Here is an 18,641-nt window from a genome sequence, read left to right as displayed (position 1 = left end):
ACTGATGTACAGAAAGAAAGAGATGCTGGCGTGTCCAGCACGAAGTTTGTTAATGATGTAGCCGTGATAAAGAGGTCGTTAATGCCAGGCAGCACCTTGTTCAAAGCGTTTGTTTTGTTTGTCGCCCTTTGGGCTCCCGTCACTCAGGCAGACTCCGGTTGGCAACCCATCCAGGAAACTATCCGTAAAAGCGAAAAAGATACCCGTCAGTATCAGGCTGTCCGCCTTGATAACGGGATGACCGTGCTGCTGGTTTCCGATCCGCAGGCGGTGAAATCCCTCTCGGCGCTCGTGGTACCCGTTGGGTCGCTGGAAGATCCCGAAGCGCACCCGGGTCTTGCGCACTATCTGGAACATATGACGTTGATGGGGTCCAAAAAATACCCCCAGCCGGATAGCCTCTCCGAATTTCTGAAAATGCATGGCGGCAGCCACAACGCCAGTACGGCACCGTATCGGACGGCGTTTTATCTGGAAGTCGAAAATGATGCGCTGGAAGGGGCGGTGGATCGTCTCGCCGATGCCATTGCCGCACCGCTGCTGGATAAAAAATACGCTGACCGTGAACGTAATGCCGTCAATGCTGAATTGACCCTGGCCCGCACGCGAGACGGTATGCGCATGGCGCAGGTGAGCGCCGAAACCATCAACCCGGCGCACCCTGGATCCCGTTTTTCCGGGGGTAACCTCGAGACGCTGAGTGACAAACCAAACAGCCCGGTGCTTGATGCGTTGCACGCGTTTCGCGACAAATACTACTCCGCAAACCTGATGAAAGCGGTTATCTACAGCAACAAACCGTTGCCAGAACTGGCTGCCATGGCGGCGCAGACCTTTGGACGGGTACCAAATAAAAACATCGACCTGCCGCAGATAAACGTACCGGTTGTCACCGACGCGCAGAAAGGGATCGTGATCCACTACGTGCCCGCACTGCCGCGCAAGGTGTTACGCGTTGAGTTCCGCATTGATAACAATACCGCACAGTTCCGCAGTAAAACGGATGAACTGGTCACCTATCTTATTGGTAACCGCAGCCCGGGAACGCTTTCTGACTGGCTGCAAAAGCAGGGGCTGGTGGAAGGGATCCGTGCCGACTCCGATCCTGTGGTTAACGGCAACAGCGGTGTGCTGGCGATTTCCGCCACCCTGACCGACAAAGGGCTGGCGCACCGTGACGAGGTGGTCGCGGCTATCTTCAGCTATCTCTCGTTGCTGCGCGATAAAGGCGTCGATAAACGCTACTTTGACGAACTGGCACACGTGCTGGATCTCGATTTCCGCTATCCGTCCATTACCCGCGACATGGACTATGTTGAGTGGCTGGCGGATACCATGATCCGCGTGCCGGTTGAACATACCCTGGACGCGGTCAACATTGCCGACCAGTATGACGCTGAGGCGATAAAAACGCGCCTGGCAATGATGACCCCACAGAATGCCCGCATCTGGTACATCAGCCCGAACGAGCCGCATAACAAAACGGCCTATTTCGTGGATGCCCCTTACCAGGTGGATAAAATCAGTGAGCAAACGTTCGCAAACTGGCAGAAAAAGGCCAGCGAGATCGCGTTGAAGCTGCCGGAACTGAATCCCTACATCCCGGATGATTTCTCCCTGATTAAAACCGCGAAAGCGTACCCACACCCGCAGCTTATTGTTGATGAGCCGACGTTGCGCGTGGTGTACACCCCAAGCCACTACTTCGCCAGCGAGCCAAAAGCCGATGTCAGCGTTGTTCTTCGCAACCCGAAAGCGATGGATAGCGCCAAAAATCAGGTGATGTTTGCGCTCAATGACTATCTGGCCGGTATCGCACTTGACCAGCTCAGCAACCAGGCCGCCGTAGGTGGGATCAGCTTCTCTACCAACGCCAATAACGGACTGATGGTCAATGCAAACGGCTATACCCAGCGTCTGCCTCAGCTGTTCCAGGCGTTGCTGGAGGGCTATTTCAGCTACACGCCAACGGAAGAGCAGTTTGAGCAGGCGAAGTCCTGGTATGCGCAGATGATGGATTCCGCTGAGAAAGGCAAGGCGTACGATCAGGCGATTATGCCGGCGCAGATGCTGTCGCAAATCCCTTATTTCCAGCGTGAAGATCGCCGGGCGCTGCTGCCATCCATCACATTAAAAGAGGTGCTGGCCTACCGCGACGCGCTGAAAACTAACACGCGTCCGGAGTTTCTTATCGTCGGCAACATGAGCGAGGACCAGGCCAAAACGCTGGCGGAGAACGTACGTCAGCAGCTCGGTTCAAAAGGCGACGAGTGGTGCCGTAACCAGGACGTGCTGGTTGAGAAAAAACAGAATGTGATTTTTGAAAAAGCAGGTAACAGCACGGATTCCGCGCTGGCCGCCGTGTTTGTTCCTGCGGGCTATAATGAATTTGCCAGCTCTGCGCAGAGTGCCGTTCTGGGACAAATTATACAGCCGTGGTTCTACAATCAGCTGCGCACAGAAGAGCAGCTTGGCTACGCGGTCTTTGCATTCTCCATGAACGTTGGCCGCCAGTGGGGGCTGGGTTTCCTGCTGCAGAGCAGCGATAAACAGCCCGCTTATCTCTGGCAGCGTTACCAGGCTTTCTTCCCGCAAGCGGAAGCTAAACTGCGAGCCATGAAGCCGGATGAGTTTGCCCAAATCCAGCAGGCCGTCATCGCGCAGGTGATGCAGCCGCCTCAGACGCTGGGTGAAGAAGCATCCCAACTGAGCAAAGATTTCGATCGCGGTAATCTGAAATTTGATTCGCGTGATAAAGTAGTGGCCGAGATAAAACAGCTGACGCCTCAGAAGGTTGCCGACTTCTTCCATCAGGCGGTGGTTAAACCGCAGGGAATAGCCATTCTGTCTCAGGTTTCTGGTAGCCAGAACGGAAAAACGGACTACGTTAACCCGAAAGGCTGGAAAATCTGGAAGAGCGTCAGCGCCCTGCAGCAATCTATGCCCTGGAGTAAGAAAGAATGACCGACACCGCTGAGTCCCTTGATCCCTTACGTTTACCTCTGCAGGGTGAACGATTGATTGAAGCCTCAGCGGGAACGGGAAAAACCTTCACCATTGCCGCGCTTTATCTGCGTCTGTTGCTGGGGCTTGGCGGCCAGGCCGCTTTTCCGCGTCCGTTAAGCGTGGAGGAGCTGCTGGTGGTGACCTTCACCGAGGCCGCCACCGCTGAGCTGCGCGGCCGTATCCGTGCCAATATTCATGAACTGCGTATCGCCTGTCTGCGCGAAAGCACGGATAACCCTCTCTACGCGAGCCTGCTGGAAGAGATTGCCGATAAACAGCAGGCCGCACAGTGGCTGCTTCTGGCTGAACGGCAAATGGACGAGGCATCTGTCTTCACCATCCACGGTTTTTGCCAGCGCATGCTGAGCCTGAATGCGTTTGAATCCGGCATGCTGTTTGAACTGCAGCTTATTGAAGATGAGTCTGAGCTTCGCTACCAGGCCTGTGCTGATTTCTGGCGTCGCCACTGCTATCCGTTACAGCGGGACATCGCCGAAGCGGTACATGCGTTGTGGAAAGGCCCTGAGGAGCTTCTGCGCGCCATTGAGCGCTATCTCCAGGGGGAGGCCCCGGTCATTAAATCTCCACCGCCTGCGGATGAAACGCTGGCCTCGCGCCATGAAAAAATCGTCGCAAAGATTGCTGCCGTTAAGCAAAAATGGATTGAGTCTGTCGGCGAGATCGACGCCATTATCGAAAACTCCGGGATCGACAGGCGCAAGTTTAACCGTGGCAATCAGGGGAAATGGATCGACAAGATCACTGCCTGGGCGCAGGAAGAGACGCACGGTTACCAGCTCCCGGATGCGCTGGAAAAATTTTCCCGGCGTTTTCTGGTTGAGCGAACCAAAGCCGATGGCATTGTTCCGGAGCACCCGCTGTTTGTTGAGATCGAAACCCTGCTGGCAGAGCCATTAACCCTTAACGACCTGATGATCACCCGCGCCATGGCGGAGATCCGTGAAGCGGTGTCGCGTGAGAAACGCCGCCGGGGTGAGCTGGGCTTTGACGATATGCTAAGTCGCCTGGACGCGGCGTTGTGCAGTGAAAATGGCGAGGCGCTTGCCGCCGCCATCCGCACGCGCTTTCCGGTGGCGATGATTGACGAATTTCAGGATACCGATCCCCAGCAGTACCGCATTTTCCGCCGCATCTGGCGACAGCAGCCCAACACGGCACTGTTGCTCATTGGCGATCCAAAACAGGCCATTTATGCCTTCCGTGGCGCGGATATTTTCACTTACATGAAAGCCCGCAGCGAGGTTGAGGCGCACTACACCCTGGACACCAACTGGCGCTCCTCGCCGGGGATGGTTGAGAGCGTCAATGCGCTGTTCGGCCGCATGGATTCGGCGTTTATGTTCAGGGAAATTCCTTTCCAGCCGGTAAAGTTCGCCGCCAGAAATGCTTCGTTGCGCTTTGAATTCAACGGCGTGAACCAGCCCGCCATGAATTTCTGGCTGCTGGACGGCGAGGGGTGCGGCGTTACGGACTATCAACATGCGATGGCTCAGCACTGCGCCGCGCAGATCCGGGACTGGCTCAGCGCAGGTACGTGCGGTGGGGCGTTGCTTTGGAAGGGGGACACATCAGCCCCGGTAAAAGCATCCGATATTACAGTGCTGGTGCGCAGCCGTCAGGAGGCGGCGCTTATCCGTGATGCCCTGACGTCACTGAACATCCCGTCCGTGTATCTCTCTAACCGCGATAGCGTCTTTGAAACGCTGGAAGCGCAGGAGATGCTGTGGGTGCTGCAGGCCGTGCTGGCGCCGGAGCGGGAAAGCACCCTTCGCAGCGCGTTGGCAAGCAGCATGCTGGGACTGAACGCGCGCGATATTGATACGCTAAATTGCGACGAAGCCGCCTGGGATGCGGTGGTCGAAGAGTTTGTGCAGTACCGCGAGCGCTGGCAAAAACGCGGCGTGATGGCGATGCTGCGTGAACTGATGAGACAGCGTCACATTGCCGAGAATATGCTCGCCACAGCGGGCGGCGAGCGCCGTCTGACCGATATTTTGCATATCAGCGAACTGTTGCAGGAGGCGGGCACGCAGCTGGAGAGCGAGCATGCCCTGGTGCGCTGGCTGGCGCAGCAAATTGCCGATCCGAACAGTAACTCGTCGAGCCAGCAGATGCGTCTTGAGAGTGATAAGCACCTGGTGCAAATCGTCACCATTCACAAGTCGAAAGGCCTGGAGTATCCGCTGGTCTGGCTGCCTTTTATCGCCAATTATCGGGTGCAGGATCAGGCTTTTTATCACGATCGCGAGTCGTTCGACGCGGTGCTCGATCTCAGCAAAGCAGAGTCCAGCGTAGAACTGGCCGAGGCCGAGCGCCTGGCGGAAGATTTACGCTTGCTCTATGTGGCCCTGACCCGCTCGGTCTGGCACTGCAGTCTGGGTATCGCTCCGCTATTCCGCCGCCGTGGCGAAAAGGCAGGCGAGACCGATTTTCATCTGAGCGCGCTGGGCAGGCTGATTCAGCTTGGTGAGCCAAAAGATGCGGCCGGGCTGCGTCAGTGTATTGAAACACTGTGCGGGGAACATATTGCCCTGCATATCCCGTCGCAACCCGATAACAGTCGCTGGCAGCTGCCAGAACAGCAGACAACCGACCTGCAGGCCCGGCAGATTACGCGAACCGTTGCAGACGACTGGCGAGTGACCAGCTATTCCGGTTTACAGCAGCACGGGCAGAGCATTGCGCAGGATCTGATGCCTAAGCTTGACGTGGATGCCGCAGGTACCGGCAGTGTGCCGGATGAACCGGTGCTGACCCCTCATCAATTTCCGCGCGGCGCGTCACCGGGCACATTTTTACACAGCCTGTTTGAAGAGCTGGATTTCACGCAACCTGTCTCTGAGGAGTGGGTGCTGAAAATGTTGCAAAGCGGCGGCTACGACGCGCAATGGCAGCCGGTGCTCCGCGAATGGATCACCGCTATCCTTCACGCCCCGCTCACGGCACAGGGTGTTTCGCTCAGCCAGCTGACCGCCAGAGATAAGCAGGTGGAGATGGAGTTTTATCTCCCCATCGCCAGCCCGCTAAGAGCCGAGGCACTGGATGCGCTGATCCGCGAGCACGACCCGCTATCCGCCGGTTGCCCGCCACTTAACTTCCGTCAGGTTCAGGGGATGCTGAAGGGCTTTATCGATCTGGTGTTCCGCCATGAAGGGCGTTACTACCTGTTGGATTACAAATCGAACTGGTTGGGTGAAAACAGCGAAGCCTATACCCAACAGGCGATGGCCTCTGCCATGCAGATGCATCGTTACGATCTGCAGTACCAGCTGTATACCCTGGCGCTGCATCGCTATCTGCGTCATCGCATTGCAAATTACCGCTACGAAGACCATTTTGGCGGGGTGATTTACCTCTTCCTGCGCGGGGTGGATGCCGCCGATCCGCAGTCTGGTATTTTTAGTACGCGCCCGGACGCGGCACTGATTGAGAAAATGGACAGTTTATTTGCCGCAGGCACGGAGGAGTTGGCATGACGATGCAGGAATTACTGCTGGAAGCCGTAGAACAGCGTTTACTGCGCCATCTTGATGTGCAGTTCGCCATCATGGTGGCTGGCGAGCAGCCGGCCGTGATGCTGGCTGCCGCTATCCTGAGCAACGACGCGGGGGAAGGACATGTCTGCCTGCCGCTTTCGCGCCTGACCATTGATGAGAAAATGCCTGCGGCTCTTCAGTCCTGTTTTGCCCTGCTGGGCGAGTCGGTAGACTGGCAGAGCGTTTTGCTAAGCTCTCCTGCTGTCAGCAGAGCCGATACCCAGACGCCCATGATCCTCATCGGCGACCGGTTGTACCTTAACCGGCTGTGGCGTAATGAACTGACGGTAGCGCGCTTTTTCAGCGAGACAAACGCGCCGCTTCCCTGTGAAGAAGCGCAACTCCGGCAAACGCTGGATGCCCTGTTTACCTCAGATGAGGCGACAGACTGGCAGAAAGTGGCGGCGGCCGTCGCCTTAACGCGGCGGATCTCGGTGATCTCGGGCGGACCGGGCACGGGTAAAACCACCACCGTGGCAAAACTGCTTGCCGCGCTGATTCAGCTGTCGGGTGAGCAAAAATGCCGTATTCGCCTGGCGGCGCCCACCGGCAAAGCGGCGGCCAGGCTGACGGAGTCGTTAGGTGGCGCGCTGCAAAAACTGCCGCTCACGCAGGAACAGCTTGCGCTTTTCCCCAATGAAGCCAGCACCCTGCACCGGCTACTGGGCGCCCAGCCGGGCAGCCAGCGCCTGCGTTACCACGCCGGAAACCCGCTGCATCTTGACGTGCTGGTGGTGGATGAAGCGTCGATGATCGACCTGACGATGATGTCGCGGCTGATTGACGCCTTACCTCCTCACGCGCGCGTAATTTTCCTGGGCGATCGTGACCAGCTTGCCTCGGTGGAAGCCGGGGCCGTACTGGGCGATATCTGCACCTATGCGAGTCTTGGGTATACCGCGGAACGTGCTGAGGAGTTAGCCCGCCTCACTGGATGTTCGCTCGCAGCCGAAAGTCAGTCTCTCGCGGCGGCGCTGCGAGACAGCCTCTGTCTGCTGCAAAAAAGCTACCGTTTCGGGAGTGATTCCGGCATTGGCCAACTGGCGGCGGCCGTGAACAGAGGGGATCGGCATGCGACCAGCGCCGTTTTTGACGGCAGCTTCAGTGATATTGAGAAAAAATCGCTGCAAACCGGGGAAGAGTATCAGGCGATGCTGGATGATGCCCTGCTGGGCTATCAGCACTTCCTGACGAGCGTGCAGCAGCAACATACGCCTGCGCAGGTCATTGCCGCGTTTGGCGAATATCAGCTGCTGTGTGCGCTGAGGGAAGGGCCTTTTGGCGTTAGCGGCCTCAACGACAGGCTTGAGCAACTGCTTGCGCAAAAGCGCAAAATCACCCGCACGCCGCATTCACGCTGGTACGAAGGTCGGCCAGTGATGATCTCCCGTAACGATAGCGCGCTGGGGTTGTTTAACGGCGATATTGGCATTGCGCTTGACCGTGGACAGGGTCTACGCGTCTGGTTCCTGATGCCGGACGGAAGCGTGAAGTCTGTGCAGCCCAGTCGCTTGCCTGAACATGAAACAGCATGGGCGATGACGGTACACAAGTCCCAGGGCTCGGAGTTCAACCATGCGGCGTTGATCCTGCCCACCCAGCTTTCACCCGTGATTACCCGCGAGCTCATCTACACCGCCATCACCCGCGCGCGTCAGCGCTTGTCGCTCTATACCGACGAGCGCGTGCTGGTGCAGGCGATTGCCACCCGTACAGAACGGCGAAGCGGCCTGAGCGCGATATTTGAGTCCCTCTGAATGAGGTGAGAAAGAGAGGCCGGGTCGGCGCAACGCCACCCGGCGAAGGATCTGTTATCCCAGGTCGGCCATCAGCACCTTTGAGCGGCGTTGATAGTTGTACATCTCTTTTTTACTTTCAGGCAGCAAATCAATATCCACAGGCGTAAATCCGCGCTCCTGGAACCAGTGAATGCTGCGCGTGGTCAAAACGAACAGCTTGCTCAGGCCCATCTGGCGCGCCTGAGCCGCCACGCGCTCAAGCAGCATCTCGCCGCGTGAAGAGCTGCGGTAGTCTGGATGGACGGCAACGCAGGCCATTTCGCCGATCTTCTCCTCCGGGAACGGATAGAGCGCGGCGCAGGCGATGGTCAGATTATCGCGCTGGATAATCGTAAATTTGTCGATCTCCATTTCCAGCTGTTCGCGGGAACGGCGTACCAGGATCCCTTGCTGCTCCAGCGGGCGAATTAACTCCAGAATACCGCCGATATCGTTAATGGTGGCGCGGCGGATCTGCTCCGCACTCTCCATTACAATCTGGGTACCGATACCGTCGCGGGAGAACAGCTCCTGCAGAAGGGCACCGTCTTCCTGATAGCTGATCAGGTGGCTGCGACGCACGCCGCTGCGGCAGGCTTTCACAGCACCGCGCAGGAACCGGACGGTACCAGAGTAGTAATCTCCCTCGGCTTCCAGCGCTTCCACGCGTGCCTGGGCCTCATTCGGGAAGAGCTCTGGCACGATCACCCCTTCTTCGTTCACGACGCCCTGAGAAGAGCAAAACCCAATCATTTTCTCCGCCTTCAGTTTGATCGCCAGCTGGGTGGCAATCTCTTCTGAAGTGAGGTTAAAGCTCTCGCCGGTTACGGAAACGGCCACCGGCCCCATCAGCACAATGGCACCGCTGTCCAGTTGACGATGAATGGCTTCCTCATCAATACGACGAATACGTCCGCTGTGGCAATAGTCCACCCCGTCGTCCACGCCGAGAGGCTGAGCGATGATGAAGTTACCGCTGACGACGTTGATATGCGCCCCCTGAAGCGGCGTGTTGTTCAGGCTCATGGACAGACGCGCGGTGATATCAAGCTGCAGCAGACCCGCTGCCTGTTTCACCAGCTCAAGCGTTTTGGCATCCGTAACGCGGGTATGCTTGTGATAAATCGGCTCGTGATGGTGTGCGGCCAGGTTCGCGTCGATCTGCGGACGCGCACCATACACCACCACCAGGCGGATGCCGAGGCTGTGCAGCAGGCCAATGTCATTGACGATGCTGGAAAAGTTTTCATGCTCAATGGCTTCGCCGCCGAGCATGATGACAAACGTTTTTCCCCGATGGGCGTTGATATAGGGAACAGAATGGCGGAATCCCTGGACCAGTTCGGTTCTACGTTCCTTCACCATGGCACAACCCTTAATGAATGTTTATTCGTAATTTCTGTATTTTTATTCGATTGTGGCCGCATGTGCAAGCCTAAATTTTCTGCGACCCACAGAAAATAATAAGTAATCCGTGCGTTAACGTATGATTGTTTACCCTTTTATAGATGACAGTTTATGCGTCATTCGTTAAAGTTTTCGGTCAATTTTGATGTTTTGTCTGTCAATCAGATTTCTTGCTCGGGAGAAGCATGTCGGGATCCAATTCAGCAATAAGCCGCCGCCGTTTGTTAAAAGGGGCAGGGGCGATGTGGCTGCTCAGCGTCAGCCAGGTGGGTCTTGCCGCCACAAGTCAGGTGGTGGCGGTGCGCGTCTGGCCGTCGTCAACCTATACGCGTGTGACGGTGGAATCCAATCGGGTGCTGAAATATAAGCAATTTGCCCTGAGCAACCCTGAGCGTGTGGTGGTGGATCTCGAAGGCGTTAACCTGAACTCCGTTCTGAAGGGGATGGCGGCGCAGATCCGCGGTGACGATCCGTTTATCAAATCGGCGCGCGTTGGGCAGTTTGATCCGCAAACCGTGCGCATGGTGTTTGAACTCAAGCAGAACGTGAAACCGCAGCTGTTCGCCCTTGCGCCTGTGGCATCGTTCAAAGAGCGTCTGGTGATGGATCTCTATCCGGCGAATGCAACGGACATTCAGGATCCGCTCCTGGCGTTACTGGAAGACTACAACCAGGGCAATCTGGAGAAACAGGTTCCGCCTGCGCAAAGTGGTCCGCAGCCCGGAAAAGCAGGGCGCGATCGCCCGATTGTGATCATGCTCGATCCTGGCCACGGCGGAGAAGACTCGGGTGCGGTAGGCAAATACCGGACGCGGGAAAAAGATGTGGTGTTGCAGATTGCCCGCCGTCTGAAGGCGTTAATCGATAGAGAGGGCAACATGCGCGCCTACATGACGCGTAACGAAGACGTCTTTATTCCGTTGAAAGTCCGCGTGGCAAAAGCCCAGAAGCAGCGGGCGGATCTCTTCGTCTCTATCCATGCTGATGCTTTTACCAGCCGTCAGCCGAGTGGATCGTCAGTATTTGCACTCTCGACCAAAGGGGCGACCAGTACCGCGGCGCGTTACCTCGCGGACACGCAGAACGCCTCGGATCTCATCGGTGGTGTGAGCAAAAGCGGCGACCGCTACGTCGATCACACCATGTTCGACATGGTGCAATCGCTGACCATTACCGACAGCCTGAAGTTTGGTAAAGCGGTACTGGGCAAGCTGGGGCGGGTCAATAAGCTGCACAAAAACAGCGTCGAGCAGGCCGGGTTTGCGGTGCTGAAGGCACCGGATATTCCGTCTATCCTGGTTGAAACGGCGTTTATCAGTAACGTGGAAGAGGAGCGTAAGCTCAAGACGGCCAAATTCCAGCAGGAAGTGGCTGAGTCTATTCTGGCAGGGATCCGGGCGTATTTCTCTGACGGGGCGACGCTGGCACGACGTGGATAATGCTGAACGCCGGGGTAACCCCCGGCAAATTCACAAACGACAGATACAAAAAAACACCCTTAAGGGTGTTTATTGTTTTTAGAAGTATTGGTTGCGGGGGCCGGATTTGAACCGACGACCTTCGGGTTATGAGCCCGACGAGCTACCAGGCTGCTCCACCCCGCGGCACCGTACTGCTTTTACTTCATCAAATTTGATTGGTTGCGGGGGCCGGATTTGAACCGACGACCTTCGGGTTATGAGCCCGACGAGCTACCAGGCTGCTCCACCCCGCGTCACCGTACTGCTTATACTTCATCAAATTTTAATTGGTTGCGGGGGCCGGATTTGAACCGACGACCTTCGGGTTATGAGCCCGACGAGCTACCAGGCTGCTCCACCCCGCGTCCGTGGAAGCGCACTATACTCGGTTAGGTTTGTGATGCAACCCCTTTTTCACATAATTCATTAATTTTGTATGTAAATTGAACGACATTGAAACCTTTGGACTATTTTTTGCTCAGAATTTGCCAAAGGGCATGTGATTCCGTTTCATTAGAACAGTGGGTTTGTTATCTTCATCACGCGGAAATGGGCAACTTAAAGACGAGATATAATGAAAGGACGTTGGGCAAAGTATCTGATCACGGGCGCAATGGTAGCCATTCTTGCGGCCTGTTCTTCTAAACCGACCGATCGCGGTCAACAGTATAAAGACGGGAAGTTATCCCAGCCTTTCTCTTTAGTTAACCAGCCGGATGCTGTTGGCGCACCGATCAACGCCGGTGATTTCTCCGAGCAGGTTTACCAGATCCGCAATGCGTCGCCGCGCCTGTATGGTGCCCAGAGTAGCGTCTATAACGCGGTGCAGGACTGGCTGCGCGCGGGCGGCGATACGCGCAATATGCGCCAGTTTGGTATCGACGCCTGGCAGATGGAAGGGGCGGACAACTACGGCAACGTGCAGTTTACCGGCTATTACACCCCGGTTATCCAGGCGCGACATACGCGTCAGGGCGAATTCCAGTATCCTATTTATCGTATGCCGCCAAAACGTGGTCGCCTGCCGTCCCGCGCAGAGATCTACGCCGGTGCGCTTAGCGAAAACTACGTCCTGGCTTACAGCAACTCCCTGATGGATAACTTCATCATGGACGTTCAGGGCAGCGGCTACATCGATTTTGGTGACGGTTCTCCGCTGAACTTCTTTAGCTACGCCGGTAAAAACGGCCATGCCTATCGCAGCATTGGTAAAGTGCTGATCGACCGTGGCGAAGTAAAAAAAGAAGATATGTCGATGCAGGCGATCCGCGAGTGGGGCGAAAAACACAGTGAAGCTGAGGTACGCGAGCTGCTGGAGCAGAACCCGTCGTTCGTCTTCTTCAAACCGCAAAACTTTGCGCCGGTGAAAGGGGCGAGCGCCGTGCCGCTGATTGGCCGTGCGTCGGTAGCATCGGATCGTTCCATCATTCCTGCGGGCACCACGCTGCTGGCAGAAGTGCCGCTGCTGGATAATAACGGTAAATTTAACGGCCAGTACGAGCTACGTCTGATGGTGGCACTGGACGTTGGTGGCGCGATTAAAGGCCAGCACTTCGATATTTATCAGGGAATTGGTCCGGATGCCGGTCACCGGGCGGGCTGGTATAACCACTATGGCCGCGTATGGGTACTGAAGACAGCGCCTGGCACCGGAAACGTATTCAGCGGCTGATTGTGGTATTCTGAGCGGAATACGGATTACTGTTCAGGGTGAGGAAAAACCTCACCCTTTTTACATCTGAGGTTTTATGTCTGTGGTAATCAGCGACGCCTGGCGCCAGCGTTTTGGCGGTACGGCACGTCTCTATGGTGAAAAAGCCCTGCAGCTGTTTGCGGATGCGCATGTCTGCGTCGTGGGCATTGGTGGTGTGGGCTCGTGGGCGGCAGAAGCGCTGGCGAGAACCGGTATTGGCGCAATCACGCTGATTGATATGGATGACGTGTGCGTCACCAACACCAACCGTCAAATCCATGCCCTGCGTGACAACGTCGGACTGGCAAAATCTGAGGTCATGGCAGAGCGTATCCGCCTGATCAACCCGGAATGTCGGGTCACGGTGATTGATGATTTTGTGACGGCGGATAATGTCGCAGACTATATGAGTAAGGGCTACAGCTACGTGATTGACGCGATCGATAGCGTGCGTCCAAAAGCGGCGCTTATTGCGTACTGTCGTCGTTACAAGGTGCCACTGGTGACCACCGGTGGCGCAGGCGGACAAATTGATCCCACACAGATCCAGGTGGCCGATCTGGCCAAAACCATTCAGGATCCGCTGGCGGCCAAGCTGCGTGAACGTCTGAAAAGCGATTTTAACGTGGTGAAAAACAGCAAGGGCAAGCTGGGCGTCGACTGTGTTTTCTCGACCGAAGCGCTGGTGTATCCGCAGGCGGACGGCTCGGTCTGTGCAATGAAAAGCACGGCGGAAGGGCCAAAAAGGATGGATTGCGCCTCAGGATTTGGCGCGGCCACTATGGTGACCGCCTCTTTTGGCTTTGTCGCAGTGTCTCACGCACTGAAAAAGATGATGGCGAAGGCGGAACGTCAGGCCTGAGCCTGACGGGCGGCGTCCTGCACCGCTTCGCTAAGGGCGACCAGGCCCTGACCGCGTGAGGCGCTCAGCTGCGCGCGCAGCCCTAACTCATCGAACAGAGCCAGCGGCGAGTGCGCCAGTAGCGTCGCCGCGCTTTTCCCTTCGATGGCGGTTAACAGCACCGCCAGCAGACCGCGCACGATACGTCCTTCGCTGTCGCCAAAGAAATGCAGTTTCTCACCGGATACGCTGAACCCAAGCCAGACGCGGTTTTCACAGCCCGCGATCTCTTTTGCCTGCGCTTTGAGATCGTCAGAAAGAGCCGGAAGCTGCTTACCCAGCAGGATCAGTTGACGATATTTATCTTCCCACTGTGTGAGCGGCGCGAACGTCTGTTTTAACGTTTCTTCTGTGATCACTGTGCCAAACGGATGTCCGGCTAAAGCTGAGCTAGTCATTAATCCACCAGGAGTTCAAGGGCGCGGTCAACCGCGGAAATCAGCGCGTCGACATCGCTTTGGGTATTGTAAGGCGCAAACGAGGCACGCAGTGTACCACTCACGCCAAGCGCTGCCAGCAGCGGCTGGGCACAGTGCTGCCCGGCACGCAGCGCAATGCCATATCCTGCCAGCAGGGTCACCATGTCGCTATGGTGTACGCCCGCAAAATCAAAGGCTAACAGGCTTGAATCCTGCACGCGGAACGAACGGAAGCCAGGGCGTTTTTTAAGCTCCTCTTCAGCCAGCGTCGCCAGACCCCGGCTCCAGCTTTCCGCCTGGACAATGTCCGTTTCGTCGAGCCATTCGAGCGCGGCGCTCAGGCCAATGACGCCCGCCACGTTTGGCGTACCCGCTTCCAGCCGGTAAGGGACGTCCTGGGTTTTAAAGCCCTCGAAAGAGACTTCCGCGATCATCTTTCCGCCACCGAGCCACGGCGTCATTTTTGCCAGCAGCTCAGGCTTACCGTACAGCGCCCCGATACCGGTTGGTCCGTAGAGCTTATGCCCTGAGAAGGCATAAAAATCGATATCCAGTTTTTGCACATCGGCCGGGAAATGGACCACACCCTGCGCGCCGTCAACCATCACTATAATGCCGTTGGCATGCGCGATGCGGATAGCCTGCGCCAAATCCGGGCAGCCACCGGTGACGTTCGACATCTGTCCAAGCGCCAGAATGCGGCTGCGCGGTGTAATCAGCTCCGGTAACTGTGCTACATCCGGCAGGTAATCTGTCCCCAGCGGGAGCTTTACCACCCGTGCCCCTGTTTGCTCTGCCACCATCAGCCATGGGACCAGGTTGGCGTGATGTTCCGCTTCACTGACGATGATCTCGTCTCCGGGCTGAAGCAGTGGGCGGGCATAACACTGGGCCACCATGTTTATGGCTTCGGTGGTACCCCGCGTCCAGACGATGTTTTTCCCGCTTTCGGCATTGATCAGACGAGCAACCTGATCGCGTGCCGCTTCGTAGCGTGCGGTTAAGCGCTGGGCCTCGGCAAACTGGCTACGATGCACATTGCCTGCGCTCAGGCTATAAAACTGCTGCGTTGCCTCAATAACCGCCTGCGGCTTTAAGGCTGTGGCAGCGCTATCGAGATAAATGCCGGCATCGGCCAGCGCCGGAAACTGTGCGCGAAACTGCGCAGGGCTGAAAGCGTTCATGGAATTCCTCATTGCATTACTGAGATCGTCGCGCAATTTCAGCGGCAGGGCAAGGAGGTTGATATCTATCAGAATTGTCTGCTTATCCCAACGCCCTTGAAAAAGCAGGTTATGCTAAATAGTGTTAGGCGGATGTTTTAGCCTGTTATAAATCGAGGTTTGAATAGCATTAATTGCTAAAGGAGAAGAATCATGAATAAGACAGCTGCAATCATTTCTGCCTGTGCGTTTACTTTTGCCCTGAGCGCCTGTTCTGGTAACAACTACGTCATGCACACTAACGATGGTCGTTCCATTGTTTCGGAAGGGAAACCGACAACCGATAACGATACCGGGATGATTTCATACAAAGATGCTAACGGGAACAAGCAGCAGATCAACCGCACGGACGTGAAAGAGATGAAAGAGATCGAGCATTAACAGATCGCTAAGCAAAAAAAAGCACCGCAAATTGGCGGTGCTACATTAATCACTATGGACAGACAGGGTAAATGTACAGGAAGTGAAAAATTGGTAGCGTTGCTACCGTGGTCTGAATCGCAGACCAATTGCAAACACAACAACACAACATCACAACCGTAAGCCAAAAGCTCTTCAGAACACGCATTCCAAAAAAAGCTTCTCGTTCCGGCTCAGGAAGTGCCGCCACTATAGGTATTTGCTGGTAGTTCCTCAACGGACAAATTATAATGGCTCAGATAAAAAAAACTAATAGGTTAAACGTTGTTTCCTGTTTGTTAAATCTCGTTAACATCTAAGCCAGATAACCATGTCCAAGCGATTGCCACCCCTAAATGCATTACGTGTTTTTGATGCAGCAGCACGTCATCTAAGCTTCACCCGCGCAGCAGATGAGCTTTTTGTGACACAGGCCGCAGTAAGTCACCAAATCAAGTCCCTGGAGGATTTTCTGGGCCTCAAGCTGTTTCGCCGACGCAACCGTTCGCTGTTGCTGACGGAAGAGGGGCAGAGCTATTTTCAGGATATTAAAGAGATTTTTTCCCAGCTCACGGAAGCCACGCGCAAACTGCAGGCCAGGAGTGCAAAAGGCGCACTGACGGTCAGTTTATTGCCCAGTTTTGCCATTCAGTGGCTGGTGCCCAGACTCTCAAGCTTTAACTCAGCTTATCCGGGAATTGATGTCAGGATCCAGGCGGTGGATCGTCAGGAAGACAAACTGGCGGACGATGTGGACGTTGCCATTTTTTATGGGCGTGGTAACTGGCCGGGCTTGCGTGTCGAGAAATTATACGCAGAATATCTGCTGCCAGTCTGTTCACCGCTGCTTTTGACAGGCGATAAAGCGTTAAAAACGCCCGCCGATCTGGCACAACATACGCTGTTACACGATGCTTCTCGCCGCGACTGGCAAACTTATACCCGTCAATTAGGTCTTAATCATATAAACGTGCAGCAGGGCCCCATCTTTAGCCACAGTGCGATGGTGCTACAGGCTGCCATTCACGGACAGGGCATTGCGTTGGCGAACAACGTCATGGCGCAGTCCGAAATTGAGGCCGGCCGTCTGGTTTGCCCTTTTAATGATGTACTGGTCAGCAAGAATGCGTTTTATCTGGTTTGTCATGACAGTCAGGCAGAACTGGGTAAAATAGCCGCTTTCCGGCAGTGGATACTGGCGAAAGCGGCGAGCGAGCAAGAAAAATTCCGCTTCAGGTATGAACAATAACTTTTGTGTGCCGGGCACGCATTACTTTAGGACTGAAACATGACCAGCCGATTCATGCTGATTTTTGCCGCGGTGAGTGGCTTTATTTTTGTTGCACTGGGCGCGTTTGGCGCACATGTCTTAAGCAAGTCTTTGGGTGTGGTGGAGATGGGCTGGATCCAGACCGGCCTTGAATACCAGGCGTTCCATACGCTGGCTATTTTTGGGCTGGCGGTAGCGATGCAGCGCCGCATCAGCATCTGGTTTTACTGGAGCAGCGTTTTCCTGGCGCTGGGTACGGTGCTGTTCAGCGGCAGCCTTTACTGCCTTGCGCTCTCGCATTTGCGCCTGTGGGCGTTTGTTACACCTGTCGGCGGCGTCAGCTTCCTGGCAGGGTGGGTATTAATGTTTATCGGAGCTATCCGTCTGAAACGCAAGGGCGTTGTTCATGAATAAGGTTGTTTTATATTGTCGCCCGGGGTTTGAGAAAGAGTGCGCCGCGGAAATTACGGATAAAGCGGCGAAGCGAGAAGTCTTCGGTTTTGCGCGCGTTAAGGATAATGCGGGCTATGTGGTGTTCGAATGCTACCAGCCTGACGATGCGGATAAGCTGGCACGCGAGCTGCCGTTCAGTTCACTGATCTTTGCGCGCCAGATGTTTGTCGCGGGTGAGTTGCTGAAAGATCTCCCGCCAGAAGATCGCATCACCCCGATTGTGGGCATGCTGCAGGGCGTGGTCGAGAAGGGGGGCGATTTGCGCGTTGAAGTGGCCGACACCAACGAAAGCAAAGAGCTGATGAAGTTCTGCCGTAAGTTCACCGTACCGCTGCGCGCGGCGCTGCGTGATGCCGGCGTGCTGACAAACTACGAAACGCCAAAACGTCCGGTCGTGCATATCTTCTTTATTGCCCCGGGCTGCTGCTACGCCGGTTACTCTTATACCAACAACAACTCTCCGTTCTTTATGGGGATCCCACGCCTGAAGTTCCCGGCTGATGCGCCGAGCCGTTCAACCCTGAAGCTGGAAGAGGCGTTTCACGTCTTTATTCCGGCGGATGAGTGGGATGAGCGTCTGGCCAACGGCATGTACGCGGTCGATCTCGGCGCGTGCCCCGGTGGCTGGACCTATCAGCTGGTGAAACGCAACATGTGGGTGTCGTCTGTTGATAACGGCCCGATGGCGCAAAGCCTGATGGACACCGGGCAGGTCATGTGGCTGCGTGAAGACGGTTTCCGCTATCGTCCAACCCGCAATAACATCTCCTGGATGGTGTGCGATATGGTGGAAAAACCAGCGAAAGTGGCGGCACTGATGGCCTCCTGGCTGGTGAACGGCTGGTGTCGTGAGACGATTTTTAACCTCAAGCTGCCAATGAAAAAGCGCTATGAGGAGGTCTCTCAGAACCTGGCCTATATTCAGCAGCAACTGGATGAACACGGCATTAACGTGGAGATCCAGGCGCGTCAGCTGTATCACGATCGCGAAGAGGTGACGGTGCATATTCGTCGCTGGTGGGCGGCCGTGGGCGGGCGTCGCGACGAGCGATAGGCCCCTCACCCTAACCCTCTC

13 protein-coding genes and 3 tRNA genes are annotated in these 18,641 nt (G+C 55.8%); 10 read left to right on the top strand and 6 right to left on the bottom strand.

The window, feature by feature from the left end; all coding sequences use genetic code 11:
- The first annotated feature begins 81 nt into the window (after positions 1–81).
- Genes ptrA through recD form a run of 3 tightly spaced genes read left to right on the top strand, consistent with a single transcriptional unit; the run spans position 82 to position 8,320 of the window.
- On the top strand, positions 82–2,964 hold the full coding sequence (gene ptrA, locus ACQG2G_RS17435) for a pitrilysin (RefSeq protein WP_061772160.1): 2,883 nt from the start codon (positions 82–84) through the stop codon (positions 2,962–2,964).
- Complete coding sequence (gene recB / locus ACQG2G_RS17430) at positions 2,961–6,503, top strand: exodeoxyribonuclease V subunit beta (RefSeq protein WP_061772161.1); 3,543 nt, start codon at positions 2,961–2,963, stop codon at positions 6,501–6,503. The genes ptrA and recB overlap by 4 nt, the downstream gene beginning before the upstream one ends.
- Positions 6,500–8,320, top strand: coding sequence for an exodeoxyribonuclease V subunit alpha (gene recD / locus ACQG2G_RS17425; protein ID WP_061772162.1), 1,821 nt, complete (start codon positions 6,500–6,502; stop codon positions 8,318–8,320). The genes recB and recD overlap by 4 nt, the downstream gene beginning before the upstream one ends.
- 54 nt (positions 8,321–8,374) lie before the next feature.
- On the opposite strand, the gene argA is transcribed toward recD, so the two are convergent.
- The gene (gene argA / locus ACQG2G_RS17420; protein ID WP_013098542.1) at positions 8,375–9,706 is read right to left on the bottom strand and encodes an amino-acid N-acetyltransferase; all 1,332 of its coding nucleotides are present in this window, start codon (positions 9,704–9,706) and stop codon (positions 8,375–8,377) included.
- A gap of 227 nt (positions 9,707–9,933) precedes the next feature.
- Here argA and amiC point away from each other — a divergent pair, with 227 nt between their 5' ends.
- Complete coding sequence (amiC, locus tag ACQG2G_RS17415) at positions 9,934–11,187, top strand: N-acetylmuramoyl-L-alanine amidase AmiC (RefSeq protein ID WP_013098541.1); 1,254 nt, start codon at positions 9,934–9,936, stop codon at positions 11,185–11,187.
- 88 nt (positions 11,188–11,275) lie between these two features.
- Here the strand turns inward: amiC and ACQG2G_RS17410 are convergent.
- From ACQG2G_RS17410 to ACQG2G_RS17400, 3 genes are all read right to left on the bottom strand, one after another.
- A tRNA-Met gene (locus tag ACQG2G_RS17410) sits at positions 11,276–11,352 on the bottom strand.
- Positions 11,353–11,385: 33 nt separating this feature from the next.
- Positions 11,386–11,462 (bottom strand) — tRNA-Met (locus ACQG2G_RS17405).
- 34 nt (positions 11,463–11,496) lie between these two features.
- Positions 11,497–11,573 (bottom strand) — tRNA-Met (locus tag ACQG2G_RS17400).
- A 209-nt stretch (positions 11,574–11,782) separates the two neighbouring features.
- Between ACQG2G_RS17400 and mltA the strand changes: the two genes are divergently transcribed.
- Both mltA and tcdA read left to right on the top strand, forming a co-directional pair.
- Positions 11,783–12,880, top strand: a complete 1,098-nt coding sequence (mltA, locus tag ACQG2G_RS17395; protein ID WP_020689328.1) for a murein transglycosylase A — start codon at positions 11,783–11,785, stop codon at positions 12,878–12,880.
- Between the two features lie 76 nt (positions 12,881–12,956).
- Positions 12,957–13,763: a tRNA cyclic N6-threonylcarbamoyladenosine(37) synthase TcdA gene (tcdA, locus tag ACQG2G_RS17390; protein WP_014833111.1), complete on the top strand. Its 807-nt coding sequence runs from the start codon at positions 12,957–12,959 to the stop codon at positions 13,761–13,763.
- Here tcdA and csdE read toward each other — a convergent pair.
- Both csdE and csdA read right to left on the bottom strand, forming a co-directional pair.
- Entirely contained in the window at positions 13,754–14,200 is a 447-nt protein-coding gene (gene csdE / locus ACQG2G_RS17385) for a cysteine desulfurase sulfur acceptor subunit CsdE (RefSeq protein WP_023622033.1), read from the bottom strand. The two genes, tcdA and csdE, sit on opposite strands and share 10 nt — an antisense overlap.
- Positions 14,200–15,405 carry a cysteine desulfurase CsdA gene (gene csdA, locus ACQG2G_RS17380; RefSeq protein ID WP_348595935.1) on the bottom strand — a complete coding sequence of 402 codons (1,206 nt, stop codon included), beginning with the start codon at positions 15,403–15,405 and terminating at the stop codon, positions 14,200–14,202. The genes csdE and csdA overlap by 1 nt, the downstream gene beginning before the upstream one ends.
- A gap of 192 nt (positions 15,406–15,597) precedes the next feature.
- Here csdA and ACQG2G_RS17375 point away from each other — a divergent pair, with 192 nt between their 5' ends.
- The 4 genes from ACQG2G_RS17375 (at position 15,598) to rlmM (ending at position 18,620) form a co-directional block, all read left to right on the top strand.
- Positions 15,598–15,825: a YgdI/YgdR family lipoprotein gene (locus tag ACQG2G_RS17375; RefSeq protein ID WP_008499648.1), complete on the top strand. Its 228-nt coding sequence runs from the start codon at positions 15,598–15,600 to the stop codon at positions 15,823–15,825.
- 349 nt (positions 15,826–16,174) lie between these two features.
- Entirely contained in the window at positions 16,175–17,092 is a 918-nt protein-coding gene (gene gcvA, locus ACQG2G_RS17370; protein WP_023622031.1) for a glycine cleavage system transcriptional regulator GcvA, read from the top strand.
- A gap of 39 nt (positions 17,093–17,131) precedes the next feature.
- On the top strand, positions 17,132–17,527 hold the full coding sequence (locus ACQG2G_RS17365; protein WP_003862756.1) for a DUF423 domain-containing protein: 396 nt from the start codon (positions 17,132–17,134) through the stop codon (positions 17,525–17,527).
- Positions 17,520–18,620, top strand: a complete 1,101-nt coding sequence (gene rlmM, locus ACQG2G_RS17360; protein WP_061772529.1) for a 23S rRNA (cytidine(2498)-2'-O)-methyltransferase RlmM — start codon at positions 17,520–17,522, stop codon at positions 18,618–18,620. The genes ACQG2G_RS17365 and rlmM overlap by 8 nt, the downstream gene beginning before the upstream one ends.
- Positions 18,621–18,641 lie beyond the last annotated feature (21 nt).

This window comes from Enterobacter cloacae complex sp. 382A5 (genome assembly GCF_050031095.1).
Classification (GTDB): domain Bacteria; phylum Pseudomonadota; class Gammaproteobacteria; order Enterobacterales; family Enterobacteriaceae; genus Enterobacter; species Enterobacter cloacae.
Note: the sequence above shows the minus strand (reverse complement) of the source record. Positions and strands in the feature narration are given on the sequence as shown.